The sequence below is a fragment of the Mycobacterium sp. NGS18 genome (assembly GCF_059813185.1).
In genome coordinates this window covers 274,155-293,071 of sequence record NZ_JCALEC010000001.1, presented here as the reverse complement: position 1 = coordinate 293,071, position 18,917 = coordinate 274,155, and the positions used below count along the sequence as shown (strand labels likewise).

The 18,917-nt window shown below is 66.9% G+C and carries 15 protein-coding genes; 6 read left to right on the top strand and 9 right to left on the bottom strand.

The genetic code is table 11. The annotated features are described in order from the left end of the window. Nucleotides 1-49: 49 nt before the first annotated feature. Complete coding sequence (ctaD, locus tag AC5Y31_RS01415; protein WP_064854812.1) at nucleotides 50-1,774, bottom strand: aa3-type cytochrome oxidase subunit I; 1,725 nt, start codon at nucleotides 1,772-1,774, stop codon at nucleotides 50-52. 185 nt (nucleotides 1,775-1,959) lie between these two features. Here ctaD and AC5Y31_RS01410 point away from each other — a divergent pair, with 185 nt between their 5' ends. Then, nucleotides 1,960-2,991 (top strand): iron-siderophore ABC transporter substrate-binding protein, encoded by a 1,032-nt coding sequence (locus AC5Y31_RS01410; protein WP_065022885.1) that lies wholly within the window; start codon nucleotides 1,960-1,962, stop codon nucleotides 2,989-2,991. Here the strand turns inward: AC5Y31_RS01410 and AC5Y31_RS01405 are convergent. Continuing rightward, nucleotides 2,984-4,864, bottom strand: coding sequence for a hypothetical protein (locus tag AC5Y31_RS01405; RefSeq protein WP_499977503.1), 1,881 nt, complete (start codon nucleotides 4,862-4,864; stop codon nucleotides 2,984-2,986). The two genes, AC5Y31_RS01410 and AC5Y31_RS01405, sit on opposite strands and share 8 nt — an antisense overlap. Before the next feature lie 304 nt (nucleotides 4,865-5,168). On the opposite strand from AC5Y31_RS01405, the gene AC5Y31_RS01400 reads away from it, so the two are divergent. Continuing rightward, entirely contained in the window at nucleotides 5,169-6,761 is a 1,593-nt protein-coding gene (locus AC5Y31_RS01400; protein WP_499977502.1) for an adenylate/guanylate cyclase domain-containing protein, read from the top strand. Nucleotides 6,762-6,893: 132 nt separating this feature from the next. Next, nucleotides 6,894-7,946: an NAD(P)-dependent alcohol dehydrogenase gene (locus AC5Y31_RS01395; RefSeq protein ID WP_499977500.1), complete on the top strand. Its 1,053-nt coding sequence runs from the start codon at nucleotides 6,894-6,896 to the stop codon at nucleotides 7,944-7,946. A 14-nt stretch (nucleotides 7,947-7,960) separates the two neighbouring features. Here AC5Y31_RS01395 and AC5Y31_RS01390 read toward each other — a convergent pair whose 3' ends face one another. Next, nucleotides 7,961-9,127, bottom strand: a complete 1,167-nt coding sequence (locus AC5Y31_RS01390) for a CynX/NimT family MFS transporter (RefSeq protein WP_499978096.1) — start codon at nucleotides 9,125-9,127, stop codon at nucleotides 7,961-7,963. Nucleotides 9,128-9,268: 141 nt separating this feature from the next. Between AC5Y31_RS01390 and AC5Y31_RS01385 the strand changes: the two genes are divergently transcribed. Then, the gene (locus AC5Y31_RS01385) at nucleotides 9,269-9,943 is read left to right on the top strand and encodes a FadR/GntR family transcriptional regulator (protein ID WP_499977498.1); all 675 of its coding nucleotides are present in this window, start codon (nucleotides 9,269-9,271) and stop codon (nucleotides 9,941-9,943) included. A gap of 5 nt (nucleotides 9,944-9,948) precedes the next feature. Here the strand turns inward: AC5Y31_RS01385 and AC5Y31_RS01380 are convergent, their stop codons facing one another. From AC5Y31_RS01380 to AC5Y31_RS01370, 3 genes are all read right to left on the bottom strand, one after another. Continuing rightward, a complete protein-coding gene (locus AC5Y31_RS01380; RefSeq protein ID WP_065022840.1) occupies nucleotides 9,949-10,362 on the bottom strand; it encodes a DoxX family protein in 414 nt (137 codons plus the stop codon). A gap of 48 nt (nucleotides 10,363-10,410) precedes the next feature. After that, on the bottom strand, nucleotides 10,411-11,556 hold the full coding sequence (locus tag AC5Y31_RS01375; protein ID WP_207511569.1) for an MFS transporter: 1,146 nt from the start codon (nucleotides 11,554-11,556) through the stop codon (nucleotides 10,411-10,413). A 143-nt stretch (nucleotides 11,557-11,699) separates the two neighbouring features. Continuing rightward, the gene (locus tag AC5Y31_RS01370) at nucleotides 11,700-12,644 is read right to left on the bottom strand and encodes a GlxA family transcriptional regulator (protein WP_499978095.1); all 945 of its coding nucleotides are present in this window, start codon (nucleotides 12,642-12,644) and stop codon (nucleotides 11,700-11,702) included. A 152-nt stretch (nucleotides 12,645-12,796) separates the two neighbouring features. Here AC5Y31_RS01370 and AC5Y31_RS01365 point away from each other — a divergent pair, with 152 nt between their 5' ends. Together AC5Y31_RS01365 and AC5Y31_RS01360 are read left to right on the top strand one after the other, a co-directional pair. Continuing rightward, on the top strand, nucleotides 12,797-13,432 hold the full coding sequence (locus AC5Y31_RS01365; RefSeq protein WP_207511571.1) for an HD domain-containing protein: 636 nt from the start codon (nucleotides 12,797-12,799) through the stop codon (nucleotides 13,430-13,432). 18 nt (nucleotides 13,433-13,450) lie between these two features. Continuing rightward, nucleotides 13,451-14,152 (top strand): nitroreductase family protein, encoded by a 702-nt coding sequence (locus AC5Y31_RS01360; RefSeq protein WP_499977497.1) that lies wholly within the window; start codon nucleotides 13,451-13,453, stop codon nucleotides 14,150-14,152. Between the two features lie 28 nt (nucleotides 14,153-14,180). On the opposite strand, the gene nrdF is transcribed toward AC5Y31_RS01360, so the two are convergent. From nrdF to AC5Y31_RS01345, 3 genes are all read right to left on the bottom strand, one after another. Next, nucleotides 14,181-15,155 (bottom strand): class 1b ribonucleoside-diphosphate reductase subunit beta, encoded by a 975-nt coding sequence (gene nrdF / locus AC5Y31_RS01355; RefSeq protein ID WP_207511561.1) that lies wholly within the window; start codon nucleotides 15,153-15,155, stop codon nucleotides 14,181-14,183. A 97-nt stretch (nucleotides 15,156-15,252) separates the two neighbouring features. After that, complete coding sequence (locus tag AC5Y31_RS01350; RefSeq protein WP_499977494.1) at nucleotides 15,253-16,764, bottom strand: flavin-containing monooxygenase; 1,512 nt, start codon at nucleotides 16,762-16,764, stop codon at nucleotides 15,253-15,255. Between the two features lie 120 nt (nucleotides 16,765-16,884). After that, entirely contained in the window at nucleotides 16,885-18,840 is a 1,956-nt protein-coding gene (locus AC5Y31_RS01345) for a hypothetical protein (protein ID WP_499977492.1), read from the bottom strand. Between the last annotated feature and the right edge of the window lie 77 nt (nucleotides 18,841-18,917).

Sequence of the window (18,917 nt, the reverse complement as noted above, 5' to 3'; positions counted from 1 at the left end):
CGGCGGCGGCCGGACCGGACCCGGCGCCACCTCACCCCCAGCGGGCTCATCAAGCGTTTGCGGGCTCGTACAGCTCGTCGCCGGGGTGACGGCCGACGTGCGCCTCGGCACGCAGCCGATCGATCATGTGCGGGTAGTGCAGCTCGAAAGCCGGGCGCTCCGAACGGATCCGGGGCAGCTCGGTGAAGTTGTGCCGCGGCGGCGGGCAGCTGGTCGCCCACTCCAGCGAGTTGCCGTAACCCCACGGGTCATCCACGGTGACGACCTCGCCGTAGCGCCAGCTCTTGAACACGTTCCAGGTGAAGGCCAGCATCGAGGCACCCAGGATGAAGGCGCCGACCGTGGAGACGATGTTGAACGGCTGGAATCCGTCGGTGGGCAGGTAGTCGGCGTAGCGGCGCGGCATGCCCATGTTGCCCAGCCAGTGCTGGATCAAGAAGGTGGTGTGGAACCCGATGAACGTCAGCCAGAAGTGCAGCTTGCCCAGCCGCTCGTCGAGCAGCCGCCCGGTCATCTTCGGGAACCAGAAGTAGATTCCGGCGAACGTGGCGAACACGATGGTGCCGAACAGCACGTAGTGGAAGTGCGCGATCAGGAAGTAGCTGTCGCTGACGTGGAAGTCGATCGGCGGGCTGGCCAGCATGACGCCGGTCAGGCCGCCGGCCAGGAAGGTGACGATGAAGCCGAGCGAGAACAGCATCGGCGTCTCGAACGTCATCTGGCCCCGCCACATGGTGCCGATCCAGTTGAAGAACTTCAGCCCGGTCGGGATGGCGATCATCAGGGTCAGCAGCGCGAAGAACGGCAGCAGCACCGCACCGGTGGCGTACATGTGGTGCGCCCACACCGCCGTCGACAGCCCGGCGATGCTCATCGTCGCGTACACCAGGGTGACGTAGCCGAAGATCGGCTTGCGGGCGAAGACCGGGATCACTTCGCTGACGATGCCGAAGAACGGCAGCGCGATGATGTACACCTCGGGATGGCCGAAGAACCAGAATAGGTGTTGCCATAGCAGCTCGCCGCCGTTGGCGGAGTCGTAGATGTGCCCGCCCAGGTGCCGGTCGACGGCCAGGCCGAGCAGGGCCGCGGTCAGCAGCGGGAAGACGATCAGCACCATGATCGAGGTGACCAGGATGTTCCAGGTGAAGATCGGCATCCGGAACATCGTCATCCCGGGGGCGCGCATGCACGCCACGGTGGTGATCATGTTGACCCCACCGAGGATGGTGCCCAGGCCGGCGACGGCCAGGCCCATGATCCACAGGTCGGCACCGGCGCCCGGTGAGTGCACCGCGTTGCTCAGCGGGGTGTAGCCGGTCCAGCCGAAGTCAGCCGCGCCGCCGGGGGTGATGAAGCCGGCCAGCGCGATGGTCGCGCCGAACACGAACAGCCAGAACGAGAAGGCGTTGAGCCGCGGGAACGCCACGTCCGGGGCGCCGATCTGCAGCGGCAGCACCAGGTTGGCGAAGCCGAACACGATCGGGGTGGCGTAGAACAGCAGCATCACCGTGCCGTGCATGGTGAACAGCTGGTTGAACTGCTCGTTGGACAGGAACTGCAGGCCCGGTGCGGCCAGCTCGGTGCGCATCAGCAGCGCCAGCAGGCCACCGATGAAGAAGTACACCATGCAGGCGACGCAGTACATGATGCCGATCAGCTTGTGATCGGTGGTCGTGATCATCTTGTAGAGCAGGCTGCCCTTGGGACCCATCAAAGGGGGGAACGGCCGACTCGGCTCGAGTTCTGCGCGCGGGGGTGCTTCGGCGGTCAACATTCCTCCAAACATGGGCATCCCGGAACTTGGGTCGAATCCTAACCCCGAGCCTCTCCGCGCCGGTATAGCCCTCCTACAAACTGTCGTATTCGTCTCCTCCCCGGGCCGCTGCGAGCGGGTGTTACCGTCACCGCGTGATCAGGGCGGACCGGCGGACAGTGTCCGCGGCAGCATTGGCCGTGATGCTGATCACGGTCTCGGGTTGTTCCGGCGATGGCGCGGAAACGGCCCCGACGTCCACCACCACCACCATGGTCGCCGGCGCCGGAGTGCTCGGCAACGACCGCCGGCCCGACGAGTCCTGCGCCCCGGAGCCGGCCCGGGCCGATCCGGGACCACCGATGCGGTCGGTCCACAACGCGGCCGGGGTGGAGCCGACCGGCGTCGAGGTACCCGAGGACGCAGAGCGCATCGTGGTGCTCTCCGGCGATCAGCTCGATGCGCTGTGCGCGCTGGGCCTCCAGTCCCGCATCGTCGGGGCCGCGCTGCCCGACGGCGCGGAGAGCCAGCCGTCATATCTGGGCGCCGTGGTGCACGGCCTGCCGGCCGTTGGCACCCGCAGCAATCCCGACACCGACGCCATCGCCGCATTGCGCCCGGATCTGATCCTGGGGGCACAGGGCCTGACGCCGGGATATGCCGAGCTGGCCTCGATCGCCCCGACGGTGTTCACCGGCGCGCCGGGCGCGGCCTGGGAGGACAACCTGCGCGGGGTCGGCGCCGCGACCGCGCGCAGCGGCGCCGCCGACGAGGTGCTGGGCAGGTTCAGCGAGAAGGCCGATGCCACCGGCGAGTCCAGCGACGCCACCCACTTCCAGGCGTCGGTGGTGCAGCTCACCGACAACGGCCTGCGGGTGTACGGGGCGGCCAACTTCGCCGCCAGTGTGCTCAAGGCGGTCGGGGTGGACCGGCCGCCGGCGCAGCGGTTCACCGACCAGCCCTACCTCGAGATAACCGCGGGTGACGGCGATCTGGGCGGCCGCGCGGACTTCTCGGCGGCCGACGGTGACATCGTCTACGTGTCGTTTGCCTCGCCGGCGGCCAAGGCGCGAGCGGCCACCGTGTTCGACAGCGTCTCCTGGCGCCGGCTGGCGGCCAACCGTGACAGCCGGGTGTTTGTGGTGAACAACGAGGTGTGGCAGACCGGGCAGGGACCGATCGCGGCCCGCGGAGTGGTCGACGATCTGCGCTGGGTGAGCGCGCCGATCAACTGAGCGGCCGCTGCGCGATCAGCTGCCGCAGTTCGGCTGAGGCCCGCTGACGGGCCTGCTCGGCCTCATCGCGAAGCCGGCGCACCTCGGAGTCCAACTCACCGACCCGGTCTTGCAGGGCGTTGAGCTCACGCACCTGCCGGTTCCGCAGTTCGCCTTCGGCGCCCTCGGTGCCGAGCACCCGCAGCTGTTCGGCGATGCGGCTCTGCGCGGTGTAGACCTCGTCGCGCTGTTCTTCGGCGCGTTCGCGTTGCGCGTCGAGCCGGCGAGCGTTGTTCTGATGCGCCAGCACCTGCGAGAGCGCGCCGACCGTCCCGGCGTCCAATGACCGGCCGGCCAGCCACTGCTCCAGCCGGCCCGGTTCCAGGTCGTCGTAGCCGATCTCGGATGAGACCGGCCAGGTCTGCAGCACCGTCGCTTCGGCGCTCTGGTGTCCGGCCACCGGGACGCCGAACCGGCACCAGCTCCCGTCCCGGCCGGCCTCAGTGGCGCCGTCCTGCGCGGTGACGGAGTGCTGAGGAGGCACGAACAGTTCGAAGATGACGTCCGCCGGGTCGTCGTGGTCGTTGTCCGCGTGCAGCGTGTGTCGCCGCTCGCAGCGCTGTTCTTCGATCACGGCGTCGGCGGTCAGCCGGATCCGGGTGGTGACGGTCTCAAAGCTCGCGAAGCTGTGGCAGCGAATCGCGAGATCCTTGGCGAACGCCAGCCGCACCTCGGCGCCGCGCGAGGTGAAGCCCAGCATGGCCTCTCCGGCGTAGCCGTCCTGTTCGTAGATGACGGCCGGGCCTTCTTCGAGCACCACGCCGGTGGTGTTGGTGAACGCCAGCACAATGTCGGGGGCGGCCCCGCGGTCCTCGCGCCACACCACCTCCCGGCGAACTGCGTCGACGGGCGCCACCGCCAGCGGGACCATCGCCGCGCCGCCCCGCTTCAACGACACCGGCGCGCCCAGCCGGTATTCGAAATACTCACCGCGGTCTTCGGTTTCGACGTCAGCGGCGGCCGCGTCGTAGCCGCCGGCCGTGAGCATGACGTCCGCCCCCAACCGCGGCGCTGCGGCCATGGCACTGTGGGCGCGCCGGGGCGCCGCGATGCGCTCGCTCTCCTCCACCACCACCCGCTGCACCCGGCGGCCGTGGTAGAGGTCGATGTCGAACGAGATCGGTTGGCCGGTAGTCAAAGTCACCTCGACGTCGGCCAGATCCTCATCGATCGGGTTGTGGATGATGCCCGTCGCCACCAGGGTCACCGTGTCGCCGTCGCGGATCACCCGGTAGGACACCCGCCACATCGGCGCGGCCACCAGATAGGACATCCTGAAGTCGTCGGCGGCACCCCGGATCTGCACGGTGACATCGCAGTTGTGGCCCGCCGTGGCGGCGCGCGACCGGTCGATCAGGTAGTCCAGATCGTCTTGGGACGCCGCCTCCAGCACGTCGAGACGCCGGGCGTCGGCGAGGTCGACCAGCGTGAGCGCGCCGGATTCGGACCGCAGCACCAGCAGCCGGCGGTGCTTACCCGCACCGGCCGCCCCGTCCACACCGATCACCGCACCGCGATGCGCCTGGTCGCCGCAGTGCACCTCGACGGCTCGGCCGCGCAGCGCATCGAGCAGGCCGACGAGCGCCTCCCCCGAGTCCAGCAGCAGATTGCGGTCGGCCAGTTCGGTGTCCGGATCCGCCGGGGTGTCGAAGCAGACCGCGCCGACCGACGCACTCCCGCCGACGGCGTCGACGGTCAGCGACTTGAGCACGTCCTTCATGTCGTCGCGACGAAAGGTCAGCGCGAAGTCGCCGTCCACCGGCCCGCGGCGACTCACGAAGGCCACCCCGTGCTTGTAGAGGACGAGGCGATCGACTTTGGGGCGAGTAACCATTGGCGCACGATAACGTGCGGCACCGACATCATTTTCACGCCGCAAGACGGCACCGAAAATTGCACCACCGTCGACATTGCAGCGAACTCTCAGCCTTGCCGCTCAACTTCACAGCAATGCGTCACACGCATTCGCTGACGTGCACCGCTTTCCGGGTGCGAGGAAACGGAAACCTGCTGTATCGCAAGGCTTTCCTTCCGGATGACGCTTCCCGCCGGGGCCGGCGACCGCCCGTGTGATCGGCGTGGTATCTGGCCACTTCGTTTTCGGCGACGGCTAACCGCGGCCGCAGTACGCTCATTCCGTGCCGGAAACGTCATATGCCAAGTGCGGCGACCTCAGCCTGGCCTATCAGCTATTCGGCGACGGGCCGATCGAGTTCGTCATCGTCGGGCCGTTCGTCACCCATGTCGAGCTGGCCTGGACCCTCCCCCAATTCAAGGCGTTCGTCGACCAGCTCGGTACGTTCTGTCGCGTTGCCTGGTTCGACAAGGCCGGGGTCGGGCTGTCGGACCCGGTGCCGAAAGTTCGCACGCTCGAGGAACGAGCATCCGAGATCGAGGCGGTCATGGATGCGGTCGGCTTCGAACGGGCCGTGGTGTGCGGTCTGAGTGACGGTGGACCGGTCGCCATCATGTTCGCGGCGACATGGCCGACGCGGACGAGGGCGCTAATCCTTTCCGGCACAGTTCCGTATTGGGGTTTCGAGGGCTGGGACGACCTGGATCGAGACCCGGCGGAGCTGCGGGCGCTTTTTCTTGCCGAGCTCGGTGCGGACTACACGCCGTCGATCGAGCAGCTCGCCCGCTTCCAGCAAGCCGGTCGCACGGTGCGGTCCGGGTGGGGCAACGGTGAGACAGCCAGCATCAGTGCCCCATCGTTTCGGTCCCTACGCCAGCTCGCGATGTGCGAACGCATGTGTGCGAGCCCGGGAATGGCGCGGGCATCCTTTGAGGCGGCGTTTCTGATCGACGTGCGGCCGATCCTGCCGACGCTCACGGCACCCACCCTGGTCATCCATGCCCGCGAGGACCCCGCGGTTCCGGTGCAGGGCGGCCGGTATATCGCCGCACATATCCCAGGCGCGCGATACCTGGAGGTCGAGGGTATCGACCACGCACCCTTTCTGACCGAGCCGGACAAGATCCTGACGGAGGTCGAAGAGTTCCTCACCGGCAGCCATGCGGCGCCGGCGCAGTCACATCGGGCCCTGCGCACCGTATTGTTCACCGACATCGTCGCGTCGACGCAACGCGCCGCGGCGACCGGCGACGACCGGTGGCGAGCGGTGCTGCAGCGCTTCGGTGAAATCACCGCCGAACTCACGGAGCGATTCAGCGGCGCGGTGGTGAAGAGCACCGGCGACGGCTACCTCGCCACGTTCGACGGCCCGACGCAGGCGATCCGCTGTGCCGAGGCGTTGCAGACCGACGCCGACGCACTGGGCATCGAGATCCGGGTGGGCATCCACACCGGTGAGTGCGAACTGATCGACAACGACATCGCCGGGATGGCCGTGCACATCGCCGCGCGGATCGTCGGCCAGGCCGGCGCGGGCGAGATTCTGGTGTCGCGTACTGTGCGCGATCTCGTCGTCGGCTCGGGCACGGGCTTCGAGGACCGCGGTAGCGTCGAGCTTCGCGGCGTTCCCGGCACCTGGCAACTTCTGGCCATCGATCGCAACGGTCCGGCGGCCGGATCAGCCGAGGCCGAACTGGCCTCGACGCCGACTCCCGGCCCGCAGGCCTCGATGCGCCGCTCGGACCGGGCCGTAGCCGTGATGGCACGGCAGACACCATGGATCCTGCGCGGGGCAGCCCGTATCGCGCTGACCACCCGCCGCAAATCGAACGCCCGGCACGTCGACCCGCAGCGGGATGTGTCAAAGATTACGTAGCTGCCCCGGCACGCCCTCACGCTGGGCAAATAGGCATCGCGATCGCGCCTAGCCCGGGAACGGACAACCACCACACAATTTACTTCGCTAGGCTATATAAAAACGCCGAGTCGCGAAGAGAGATAATCACCGATGAGCACCGTTTCCGCTTATGCCGCCACGTCGCCGACCGACCCGCTGAGCAAGACCACCATCACCCGCCGGGACCCCGGCCCGCACGACGTCGCCTTCGACATCGCTTTCGCCGGCATCTGCCACTCCGACATCCACACCGTCAAAGCCGAGTGGGGCCGCCCGCAGTACCCCCTGGTGCCCGGACACGAGATCGCCGGGGTGGTGACCGCGGTCGGTGCGCAGGTCACCAAGTTCAAGGTCGGCGACCGCGTCGGCGTCGGCTGCTTCGTCGACTCCTGCCGGGAATGCCCCAGCTGCCTGGCCGGCCACGAGCAGTACTGCACCGGCGGCGGCATGGTCGGCACCTACGCCGGCGTCGGCCGCGACGGCCAGCCCACTCAGGGCGGCTACAGCGGTGCGATCGTGGTCGACGAGAACTACGTGTTGAGCATCCCGGACGAGATTCCGCTGGACGCCGCCGCGCCGCTGCTGTGCGCCGGCGTCACCACCTACTCGCCGCTGCGCCACTGGAATGTCGGCCCCGACAAGCGAATTGCGGTCGTCGGCCTCGGCGGACTGGGTCACCTGGCCGTCAAGCTGGGTGCCGCGATGGGCGCTGAGGTGACGGTGCTGTCGCAGTCGCTGAAGAAGATGGAGGACGGGCTGCGGTTGGGCGCCGAGCACTACTACGCCACCAGCGACCCCGAGACGTTCAAGAAGCTGCGCGGCAACTTCGACATCATCCTCAACACCGTCTCGGCGAACCTGGATCTGGGCGCGTACCTGAACCTGCTCACCCTGGACGGCACGCTGGTCGAGTTGGGCATGCCCGAGGGTGCGCTGGCGGTGCCGCCGGGCCCGCTGGTCCGGATGCGGCGCAGTGTGTCGGGGTCGTTGATCGGCGGGATCGCCGAGACCCAGGAGATGCTGAACTTCTGCGCCGAGCACGGGGTGCGCCCCGAGATCGAAGTAATCGAACCGGACTACGTCAACACCGCCTACGAGCGGGTGCTGGCCTCCGACGTGCGCTACCGCTTCGTCATCAACACCGCGTCACTGCGACAGGTCTGAGCTGGACTTCTGCCTCACACGTAGCGGCCCCGCCCGGCCAGGGCGCCCGCCAGGGTCTGCACCAGGTAGACAGCGAGCATCATCAGCCACGGCACGGTCCAGCCGCCGCTCACGTGGTGCAACAGACCGAACAGGAAGGGGCCGACGCCGGCCAGCAGGTAGCCGAAACCCTGCGCCATCCCCGACAGGCGCGCGGTGTCCTCGGCGTCGCGGGCGCGCAGCGCAATCACGGTGAGCGCCAAGGAGAAAACGCTCATTCCCAGCCCCACCAGCACACTCCACAGCAGCGGTGCGGCGGCCGGCGCGATCAGCAGACCGAGTATTCCGGCGATGCCGAGCACGCCCAGGCCGACGATCCATCCGCTTTGGCTGTCGCGGCGGGTGGCCAGCGGCGAGACGATCAGGCTGATCGGCACCGCGATCAGCGAGATCAACCCGAGCAGCAGTCCGGCGCGCGTTTCGCTGGTGCCGTTCTCGATCAGCACCTCGGGCAGCCAGCCCATCACCACGTAAGCCAGGAACGACTGGGTGCCGAAGAACAGCGTGACGGTCCAGGCCAGCTTGCTGCGCAACAGCGACCGGCCCTTTGTCGCGACCGCGGGTGCGGGTGCGGCGGTGGCCGCCCGCTCGAATCCGCGGGCCCCCACCACCCAGGCCGCCAGCGCCAGCAACGCCAGCGCGCTCCATGCCCCCAGCGCCGAGCGCCAGCCTCCCAACGCGTTGTCGAGTATCGGGGTGACCGCGGAGCCCAGTGCTCCTCCCCCTTGCAGCGCCGCGGTGTAGATACCCGTCATCAGACCGACCTGCGCCGGAAACGACCCCCGGATGATGACCGGGATCAGCACGTTGATCAACGCGATGCCGGCGGTGGCCACCAGTGTTCCGCCGAGCACGACCAGAGGTCCGTCGCACACCCGGATCAGCAATCCCGCCACGAGGGTGAGCAGTGCCGCCGAGACCGTGCGGCCCAATCCGATCCGGCGGGACAACCACGGCGCGCCCAGTCCGGCTCCGGCGAAGCACAGACCCGGCAGGGTGGTCAGGACGCCGGCCCAGGTGTCCGAGACACCCAGTGCTGCCCGCATCTCCGGGAGCAGCGGCCCCACGCTGGTGATCGCCGGGCGCAGGTTCAGCGCGGTCAGCACCACCGCGACGGTCAATAGCGCGCCGCCGGCCGCCATCGTCGCCGGCCGGAACTCGGCGGCACCCTCGAGTTCCAGTTCGAGATCATGCTCGTACTGGTCGCGTGTTGCGGTACGGGGCGCGCGGGTCACCTGAAGTAGGATCGCATACATCCTATGATTGGATGAAGGGAGGATGCTGTGCCGTTGGTCACCACTCGCCGCACCGGCTTGGTAGATCAGGTGATCGAACAGCTTCGCGCCTCGGTGACCGGCGGCGAATGGCCGGTCGATTCACGAATCCCCACCGAGCCCGAACTCGCCGATGCGCTCGGCGTCGGCCGCAACACCGTGCGCGAGGCGGTCCGGGCACTGTCCCATAGCGGCATCCTGGAGGTCCGCCAAGGTGACGGGACCTATGTGCGCGCCACCAGCGAGGTGTCCGGTGCAGTGCGCCGGCTGTGCGGCTCTGAGCTGCGCGACGTGCTGCAGGTACGGCGCTGCCTGGAGGTGGAGGGGGCCCGTCTGGCCGCGATCGCCCGCACCGACGACGACCTGGTCGCGTTGCGCGCCCTGTTGGATCGCCGCGACAGCCACCAGCAGCAGGGCCGACACTCCGACTTCGTTCGGTCGGACACCGATTTTCATCTCGCGGTGGTGCGCTGCTCGCACAATCCGGTGTTGACCGAGCTGTACTGCGGGCTCACCGAGGTGGTGATGGCCAGTGTGGCCACGACGAGCGCCACACCGGTGCATTCGGACCAGATCCGGCACCGGGGCCTGGTGGAGGCGATCGCCGCCGGCGACGTCGAGGCGGCCGGACGCGAGGCGGGCGGATTCCTCGACGAGCTGTTAAATCGGCTGCCGCCAAGCTGAGTCGCTCAGGTGCGCCGAATTCCCAACACCCGCAGCAATTCCGGCCGGCGCAGGATGAGCGCGATCCACACCAACACGCCGACATACACCCCGGACAACACGAAACCCGCCAGCGGCTTGTCGGCATGCAGGTTCATGGTCACCGCCCCGCCCAGGTAGGCGGTGAGGCCAAGGGCACCCAGCACGGCGGTGCGCGGAATCAGGAAGACGATCAGACACACCAGCAGGACCCAGCCGATCACCGCGGTCTTGTCCGGGGAGAAGCCGAGCGCTTCGGTGCCTTCGCGGGCGAAGGACACACCGAGGATCTTCGGGATGCTGTCGAACGCAAAGAACAGCCCCAGCAGAGCGGTGAGCCCGGCTCCGGCGGTCCATGCCCGAGAGCGTCGCGGCGTGGTGGCGTCGCTGTTTGTCGTCATCCTGCACTCCTCGAAGGTGATCGTGATGAGATCGGCGTGACTGCAACACTATGCGGTTGCCGAGGCTTCCGGCTCGCGGGCGTGTAGCCGCAACGCGGTGTAGGCGAACATGATCAGCGCGGTCGCCACCAGCAACAACAGTCCGACGGTGTAGTCGTTGCGCACCGGATCGTAGGTCGCGCCCATCACGATCGGCGGGAAGTAGCCGCCCAATCCCCCTGCCGCGGAGACGATTCCGGTGACAGCTCCCAGTGAGCCGGCCGGAGCGCGGCGGGTCACCCACCCGAAGACGCCACCGGTGCCGATACCCAACCCAACGGCCAGCGTGATGAACGTGGCCGCCGACCAGACGTCGGGCGGCGGCTTGAGAGCGGCGACGGCGGCCATCACCGCGGTGACCGCCAGCGAAGCCAACACCACGTACTTGGGCGCGATACGGTCGGCCAGCGCGCCGCCGACGGGCCTGGCCAACACCGCGGCCAGCGCGAACGCGGCGGTGCGTTCACCGGCAGCCACCTGCGAGAACCCGTAGATGGTCTTGATGTAGATGGGCAGGTAGTTGCTGAACGCTACGAAGCCGCCGAACACCACGCCGTAGAGCAGCGACATCTGCCAGGTGACCCGCAGCCCGGCAGCCGCCTTGAGCTTGGGCACCACCGGCGCGGTGTTGGGAGAGAAGTACTCGCCGTTGCTCATCACCACGACGCACACCACGACGGTGACCGCCAGCGCGGCCGCGACCATGTAGTGGGTATACAGCAACCCGAATCGCCGCGCCATGCGCGGGGTGAAGAACGCCGACAGCGCCGTGCCTGCCATGCCCATCCCGAACACACCCGTGGAGAAACCGCGGCGAGCCGGCTCATACCAGTTGTTGGCGAACGGAATACCGATCGCGAACACCGTCCCGGGTATGCCCAGCAGCAGAGCCGAGGCCAGCACCAGTGGATAGGAGCCGGCGGCTTCGGCCGCACCCACCGCCAGCACCGGCCCGATCGAGGCCAGCGACACCCCGATGAACATCGTGCGGCCGCCGAACCGATCGGTCAGCGGCCCGGCCACCATCCGGCCCAACGAGCCGGCCAGGATCGGGGTGGCGACCAGCATCGCGACCTGGGTACTGCCCAGCGACATCCGCGCCGCATCGGTCATGGCCACCGGGCCGATGAGATTCCAGGCCCAGAAGTTGATCATCGACACCCAAGTGGCCAGGGCCAGCTGCACACCCCGGCGGGCGCCGAGATCTGGTCGATCAACGCTCCCCACTGGAATATGCAAACACCGTGAAGCGCGGTCGACTCGTCATTCGTCCAAAAAGGCGACGCGCGGGCCGGCGTTCAGCCACGCAGAGCGGTGCGGAATCTGTCCCGGTAGGCCTTCGGGGAGACGCCGAGGTGATCGACGAACACCCGTCGCAGAGTTTCGGTGCTGCCGAAGCCCGCGAGCCGTGCGGCGTCGGTGACGCTGTAGCCGGCGTCCAGGGCGGCCCGCGCGGCGTCGACGCGGACCTTTTCGACGTAGTCGGCCGGGGTCATTCCCAGCTCGGATCGAAACAACCGGGTCAGCTGCCGCGTACTGAGACTGGCCCGGATGGCAAGCGAGCTGACCCGGTGATCGGCGCCGGGATCAGCGGCAATCGCGTCGGTAACCGCTCGCAGCGCGGACTGCGGGGCCGGGTCGGCCTCGACCAGCGTGGAGAATTGCGACTGCCCGCCGGCGCGCTTGAGATAGACCACCAGCCACCGGGCCACGGCCCGGACCAGCTCGGCGCCATGGTCGATCTCGACCAGCGCCAGCGCCAGGTCGATACCCGAGGAAACCCCCGCCGAGGTGAACACCTCGCCGTCGCGGACGAAGATCGCGTCCGGCTCGACGGTGACCTCGGGGAAGGCGCGAGCGAACAACCGGACGTCATGCCAGTGGGTGGTGGCGCGGCGGCCGTTCAGCAGACCGGCTTGCGCGAGAACGAAGGACCCGGTGCAGATGGAGGCCAGCCGGCGGGTGCGGCCCGCGACGGACTTCACCGCCTGCACCAGCTCCGGATCGATCGCACGGCGCGGCAGGTTGTCGGCGCCGGCGATCATGACGGTGTCGGCGGATTCGATCGATGACAGGGCGTCGGTAACACCTAAACGCGTCCCGATCGAGGTGGTGACGTCACCCCCATCCACCGAGGCGATCTTGATCCGGTAGTCGGCGCCGAACCGGTTGGCTTCGGCGAAGACTTCACCGGCTCCGGCGACATCCAACATCGTCACGTCGTCGAAGACGACGATCACCATGACCCGCGGTGGTGCGCTGGCGTCAGCCACGGCTTCATTGTGTCGCAATCTGAGGTTTTGACGGCTCGATCGCACCGCGTGGACCTAGCACATCGGCGGCAGGCTGGTTTCTGTTCGACCAACCAAGGAGACCGACTGTGACCATTCAGCGGATCGAGACCATCGCTGACGTCGTCATACCCGACACGCCGCTCGCCCGTGAGGCGACCGAGTTCATTCGCAGCGCCGAGGACGACGTGCTCTTCCACCACTCCCGACGGGTGTATCTGTTCGGCGCGCTGCACGGTCGCCGGTCGGGGCGACAACCAGATCTGGAACTGCTCTATGTGGCGGCGATGTTTCACGACTTCGGCCTCACCCCGCGTTACCGGAATTCGACCCAGCGTTTCGAGATCGACGGCGCCGACGCCGCACGCGAGTTCCTGGTGGCCCGCGGCATAGCGCAATCCGACGCCGACCGGGTGTGGCTGGGCATCGCACTACACACGACGCCGGAGATCACCGGACGCCTCGACACCGAAACGCACTTGCTCGCAGCGGGTGTCAAGACCGATGTGGTCGGTGTGGGCCGGGCTGATCTGGACGCGGCGCACATCGACGCGGTGGTCGCCGCCCATCCGCGCCCCGACTTCAAGAACCGCATTCTGGCGGCGTTCCACAACGGTATGAAGCATCGTCCGGAGACCACGTTCGGGACGATGAACGACGACATACTGGCCCATTTCGACCCGACGTTCCAGCGCGGCAACCTGGTCGACAGCATTCTCAACAGCCCATGGCCCGAATAGCGGAAAGGAGCAGGCAACATGGAGATCCACGAAGCGCTGTACACCACCAGGATGATGCGGCGGCTGCGACCCGATCCGATCCCACTGGACACCCAGGCCCGCATCCTGGACGCGGCCGTACGCGCACCCAACGGGGGTAACACGCAACGCTGGCACTTCCTCGCCGTCGACGACCCGGAACTCAAACGCGAGCTGGCCCAGCTGTTTCGACAGGCCCGTGCCGTCGAATACCAGAAGTTCGCCACGGGGACGGGGCCGATGGTCGCTCCGGCTCCCGGCGCGGATCCGACCCACCATGTCGAGACCATGCGCCGGATGAGGGACTCCGGAGATTATCTGGCCGACCATTTCGAAGAAGTTCCGCTGTTGCTGTTCGTCTTCGCCATCGACGACCTCGGCGGAGCCAACATCTACCCGGCGATCTGGAGCGCGTTGCTCGCCGCCCGCGCCGAGGGCGTCGGCGGGGTCATGACGATGGTGCTCCGCAACTTCACCGACCGCGTCAACGAGCTGCTGGGCGTGCCCGTTGAGCAAGGCTGGACGATGTCAGCCATGCTCGCACTGGGCTACCCACGGGGTAAGTGGGGTGTCGCTGCCAATCGTCGTCCCGTGCAGGAGGTTTCATCACGAAACCGCTGGGGTGCACCGTTCGGCGTCGACGTCCCGGAGCCGCTGTGGCCGCACGACTATCTGGCGCCCGACCTGGCCACGGTCGGTTGAGAATGCGGCGGGGCCCGGCCCGGGGCCTTTAGAACTCCCAGTCTTCGTCTTCGGTGATGACGGCCTTGCCGATCACGTACGACGACCCCGACCCGGAGAAGAAGTCGTGGTTCTCGTCGCCGTTGGGGCTCAGCGCCGACAGGATCGCCGGGTTGACGTCGGTCTCGTCGCGCGGGAACAACGCCTCGTAGCCGAGGTTCATCAGCGCCTTGTTGGCGTTGTAGCGCAAGAACTTTTTGACGTCCTCGGTCAGCCCGACCCCGTCGTAGAGGTCCTGGGTGTACTCGACCTCGTTGTCGTAGAGCTCGAAGAGCAGCTCGTAGGTGTAGTCCTTGAGCTCTTGGCGCTTGGCCTCATCCAGGGCGGCCAGTCCGCGCTGGAACTTGTAGCCGATGTAGTAGCCGTGCACCGCCTCGTCGCGGATGATCAGCCGGATCACGTCGGCGGTGTTGGTCAGCTTGCCCCGGCTCGACCAGTACATCGGCAGGTAGAAGCCGGAGTAGAACAGGAAGCTCTCCAGCAGCGTGGAGGCCACCTTGCGCTTGAGCGGCTCGTCACCGCGGTAGTACTGCATGACGATGGCCGCTTTGCGCTGCAGGTTGGTGTTTTCCTCCGACCAGCGGAACGCCTCGTCGATCTCGTTGGTCGAGCACAGCGTGGAGAAGATCTGGCTGTAGCTCTTGGCGTGCACGGACTCCATGAACGCGATGTTGGTGTAGACCGCTTCCTCGTGCGGGGTCAGCGCGTCGGGGATCAGGCTGACCGCGCCGACGGTGCCCTGAATGGTGTCCAGCAGCGTCAGGCCGGTGAACACCCGCATGGTGAGCTGCCGCTCCTGATCGGTCAGCGTCCCCCAAGAGGGGATGTCGTTGGAGACCGGCACCTTCTCGGGCAGCCAGAAGTTTCCGGTCAGCCGGTCCCAGACCTCGAGGTCCTTGTCGTCTTGGACCCGGTTCCAGTTGATCGCCGAGACCCGGTCGATCAGCTTCACTTTTTCGCTCACCACAACCCCATTTCACCCGCGGGAAGCTAGGCCTCCGACACTACCCCTGGGGGCCGACAACCCGCGGCAACACAAGAAGTTGTGTCTGCGTGTCGCCTCAGCCCACTCCGGAAAAACGGTACTCGCCCGCCCGCAACGAGCGGGTGGACTGCCAGTACTGCCAGGTCATCCCGCTCCACAGGGTGCGGTTGACGCCGTGCTCGTCGAGGTACCAGCTGTTGCAGCCGCCGGTCATCCACACCGAGCCGGCAAGCTTGTCCTGAAGCTCGGCGTTGTAACGGTCCTGGGCGGCCCGGCTGGGCGCCAAGGCCTGCGCGCCGGCTTTGTCGGCGGCGGCGATCGCCTGGGCGACGTAGCGGATCTGCGACTCGATCATGAACACCACCGAGGTGTGGCCCAGCGCCGTGTTGGGGCCCAGCAGAAAGAACAGGTTGGGCATGTCGGCAACAGCGATACCGCGGTGCGCCTCCACTCCTTCACGGTTCCAGCGCTCCACCAGATCCTCGCCGTTCGGCCCGATGATGCCGACGTAGGTGTAGGAGTCGGTGACATGGAATCCGGTCGCGTAGATGATGACGTCGACCGGGCGCTCCACGTTGTCGGCGGTGACGATGCTGCTCCGGGTGATGCGGGATATCCGGTCGGTGATCAGCGTCGTCGTCGGATCGGCCACCGCCCGGTAATAGTTGTTGCCGGAATAGAGGATTCGCTTGCAACCGGCCCGGTACTTCGGCGTCAGCTTGCGGCGCAGTTCTTTGTCGCGGACCTGGCGACGGATGTTCAGTTTGCCGACCGCCTCGATCAGACGCAGCAGGCCGGGCCGCTTGGTCATCGCGAATCCCACGCCTTCCAGCGCCCAGTAGATGCCCGCCCGCACCGCGTAGCGCAGGCCGGGCACCACCGCGAAAGCCTGTCGCACCGCACCCGGCAGCTGATGATGCGGCACCGGTACCACCCACGCGGGGGTGCGCTGGTACAGCTGCAGTTCAGCAACCCGGTCGACGATCGCGGGCACGATCTGGATCGCGCTGGCGCCGGTTCCGATGACCGCGACCCTCTTGCCGGTCAAGTCCACGCTGTGGTCCCACTGCGCGGAATGGAATGCGGTACCGGCGAATTCGTCGATCCCGTCGATGTCGGGCAGCCGCGGAATGTGCAGACCACCGACGCCGGAGACCACGAACTGGGCCACATACTCCTGGCCGTCTTCGGTGAACACATGCCAGCGGAACTCGTCGTCGTCCCACGCCGCGCGGGTCACCTTCGAACCGAACCGGATGTGGCGACGCAGGTCGTATTTGTCGGTGACACCCTTGAGGTAGTCAAGGATCTCCGGTTGCGGAGAGAACAGCCGACTCCAGGTGGCCTTCGGCTCGAAGGAGAACGAGTAGAGATGCGACGGCACGTCGCAGGCGCAGCCTGGATAAGTGTTGTCACGCCAAGTCCCGCCGATCTCGTCGGCCTTCTCCAGGATGAGGAACTCCACGCCCTGCTTCTGCAGCGCGATGGCCATGCCCAGGCCGGAGAATCCGGTGCCGATGATGAGCGCCCGGGTGCGTACCGGTGCACGTTGGCCGGCGTCATCAGCGGTGTGATCGGTCAGCGTCATCGCGCGTCCCTCCCTTTTCGGGTATCGATGTTCAGTGTGTTTGCTGGACCTGAGTCCGTCAACGCCCGTGCCGCCGTCCCGCAGGCGTCCAGCGGGTAGGCGGCACGGCGGTCACGGCACTCAGCCCATCAGCGCTGCTGTGACCTGGTTGTTCAGATCGACCAGCGACTCCATCAGCGGTGAGTACGGGCTCAGGTCGAAGCTGTTGCCGGCGTTCAGGATTCCGGTCGACATGTCGTCCCGCGCGTTGAGCAGGCCCGCGATGATGCCGGTGGTCGGGTCGTCCCAGGCCATATCGAAGACCGTTCCGAGCCTTTCCATACCACCGGTCAGCGTCGTCAACGCCTGCGTCCAGTCGCCGGAGCTGAAGTCGCCCTGCAAACTCTGCCAGGTCTGGTCCGCGACAGCCTTCGAACTCATCATGGCCAGCAGTATCGGCATCTCGATGTCTTTGACCGCCAACGGCATATTGCTGACGAACGCCGCCATAGCACCGGCCGGATTGGTCAAGAACTCCGAAGCGACGGCGTCCAGGTTCGGCATCAGCGCGGGGTCGCTCATCCGGTCCCAGACCGTCGGCGCGTCAATCTGGCTGCCGAAGATCTTCTCGAAGTTCTCCTCGCCCATCGCGGCCATAACCTGGTAGCGCAGGAGGTTGGCCCCCAGCCAGGAGATGTCGTGGTCCTGGTCCTGGTTGTAGTTCCAATTGAACAGGCGCTCGTGCAGCAGCGCCGCCTGCTCTTCGGGGCTGACAAGGGGGTGATCGGCCGGCAGATAATCCTTGACGTCGGCGACATTCACCACCTGGGAGAACGTCTGGGAACCCGTCGGGTTGCCCTCCACGCCCTGCCAGCGAACTCCGAGCATTCCGTTGACGAGGCCGCCGGTGTCGATCCAGTTGGCGACCCCGGGATCTTTGGCGCTGACAACGTAGTAGGTGTATCCGTCAGGATCTTCGAACGTCTGGGTGCTGTTCAGGCTGCCTTGCGCGGTCACGATCGGGACGTTCTGCCCCCAGGCGTTGGCCAATTCCAGGCCGGAGTACCGGGCATCGAGGTTGGGCACCTTGACGATCAACGCCTCATCGTCATCCAGCTGGAAGTGCCCCATCGTGCTGTATTGACCGGGCATGAGTCCGTTGATCGCGGTGGTCGACGATGCGATCGGGGTCATCCAGTTGGGCGGTAGCGAATCGGGAATCCTGGTCTGGTCGTAGTAGACGGCATCGGCATTGGTGGTGGGAATATCCCTGGCGACGTTGCTCAACAGCGTCGTCAGTTGCTCGTCTGTGAGGAACGGTAGGTGGTACGTCGGCGCGACGCCCTCTTGCTGGAGCGAGAAGAAGTCGTGCGGCAGTCCGGCGTCACCGATGGAGTTGCGAATGAGCATGGTTTCGGCACCACTGGTGTCGATCCAGTTCCCGTCATGCGGCGTGGAGCTGAAGGTGATCGTGTAGCTGCCGTCAGCATTCGGCGTGGCCCCGGACAGGCTGAGCACATGGCCGGTGGGCAAGTAGCCCTGCTCCGAACCGATCGTGCCCGACAGCGTTGTGAACGACACATCGAGGCTGCCGGCACCGGGGTGGACCGTCATCGTGTACGTGCCATCCGCGCTGATCGGGATGACGCCGTACTGATTGTCCGGGTTCACCAGGATGTAGAACTGTCCCGGGTCGGCCGAGTTGGCGTCCCACGGGAACCCCAGCAACCACTGGATTCCGGTGTTGGGGCTGAACATCTCGCCGTATTGCAACGCCAGCTCGGTGGCCGCCAGGCCCTGGATGTACTGCGGCAGCGAGTCAAGATCCGACGGAATGATGAACGGATACTGGCTGTTCGTGTCGTACACCTGCTGCTGTGCATCGAGCAGTTGGTCGATGATCGACTGCATGGCAGCCGTCGGCCCCGTCGCGGCGACCGCATGCGGGGTCGCCAACGTCATCGCCAGCGCCCCGGCCACCGCTCCCGGTGCCGTGGCGGCGACGACACGCAGCCGTTGCCGCAGCCGGCGCCGCTGGGCGGCTTTCTCGTTGGCGCGCTCGACGGCTACGCGTTGGGTGGATCCGATGCGCGACATGTGGTCCTCCGGTGTGTGGTCAAGGTGCGCTGTGACGGCTGTCACCTGATAGCGACCTGATTGTTCGCTGCGCCGAA

Coding starts and splice junctions, on each gene's coding strand:
- AC5Y31_RS01360 (WP_499977497.1), top strand. CDS start 13,451: ATGGAGATCCACGAAGCGCTGTACACCACCAGGATGATGCGGCGGCTG.
- AC5Y31_RS01370 (WP_499978095.1), bottom strand. CDS start 12,644: ATGGTGATCGTCGTCTTCGACGACGTGACGATGTTGGATGTCGCCGGA.
- AC5Y31_RS01405 (WP_499977503.1), bottom strand. CDS start 4,864: ATGGTTACTCGCCCCAAAGTCGATCGCCTCGTCCTCTACAAGCACGGG.
- AC5Y31_RS01410 (WP_065022885.1), top strand. CDS start 1,960: ATGCTGATCACGGTCTCGGGTTGTTCCGGCGATGGCGCGGAAACGGCC.
- AC5Y31_RS01345 (WP_499977492.1), bottom strand. CDS start 18,840: ATGTCGCGCATCGGATCCACCCAACGCGTAGCCGTCGAGCGCGCCAAC.
- AC5Y31_RS01395 (WP_499977500.1), top strand. CDS start 6,894: ATGAGCACCGTTTCCGCTTATGCCGCCACGTCGCCGACCGACCCGCTG.
- AC5Y31_RS01375 (WP_207511569.1), bottom strand. CDS start 11,556: ATGATCAACTTCTGGGCCTGGAATCTCATCGGCCCGGTGGCCATGACC.
- AC5Y31_RS01350 (WP_499977494.1), bottom strand. CDS start 16,764: ATGACGCTGACCGATCACACCGCTGATGACGCCGGCCAACGTGCACCG.
- AC5Y31_RS01380 (WP_065022840.1), bottom strand. CDS start 10,362: ATGACGACAAACAGCGACGCCACCACGCCGCGACGCTCTCGGGCATGG.
- AC5Y31_RS01390 (WP_499978096.1), bottom strand. CDS start 9,127: ATGGCGGCCGGCGGCGCGCTATTGACCGTCGCGGTGGTGCTGACCGCG.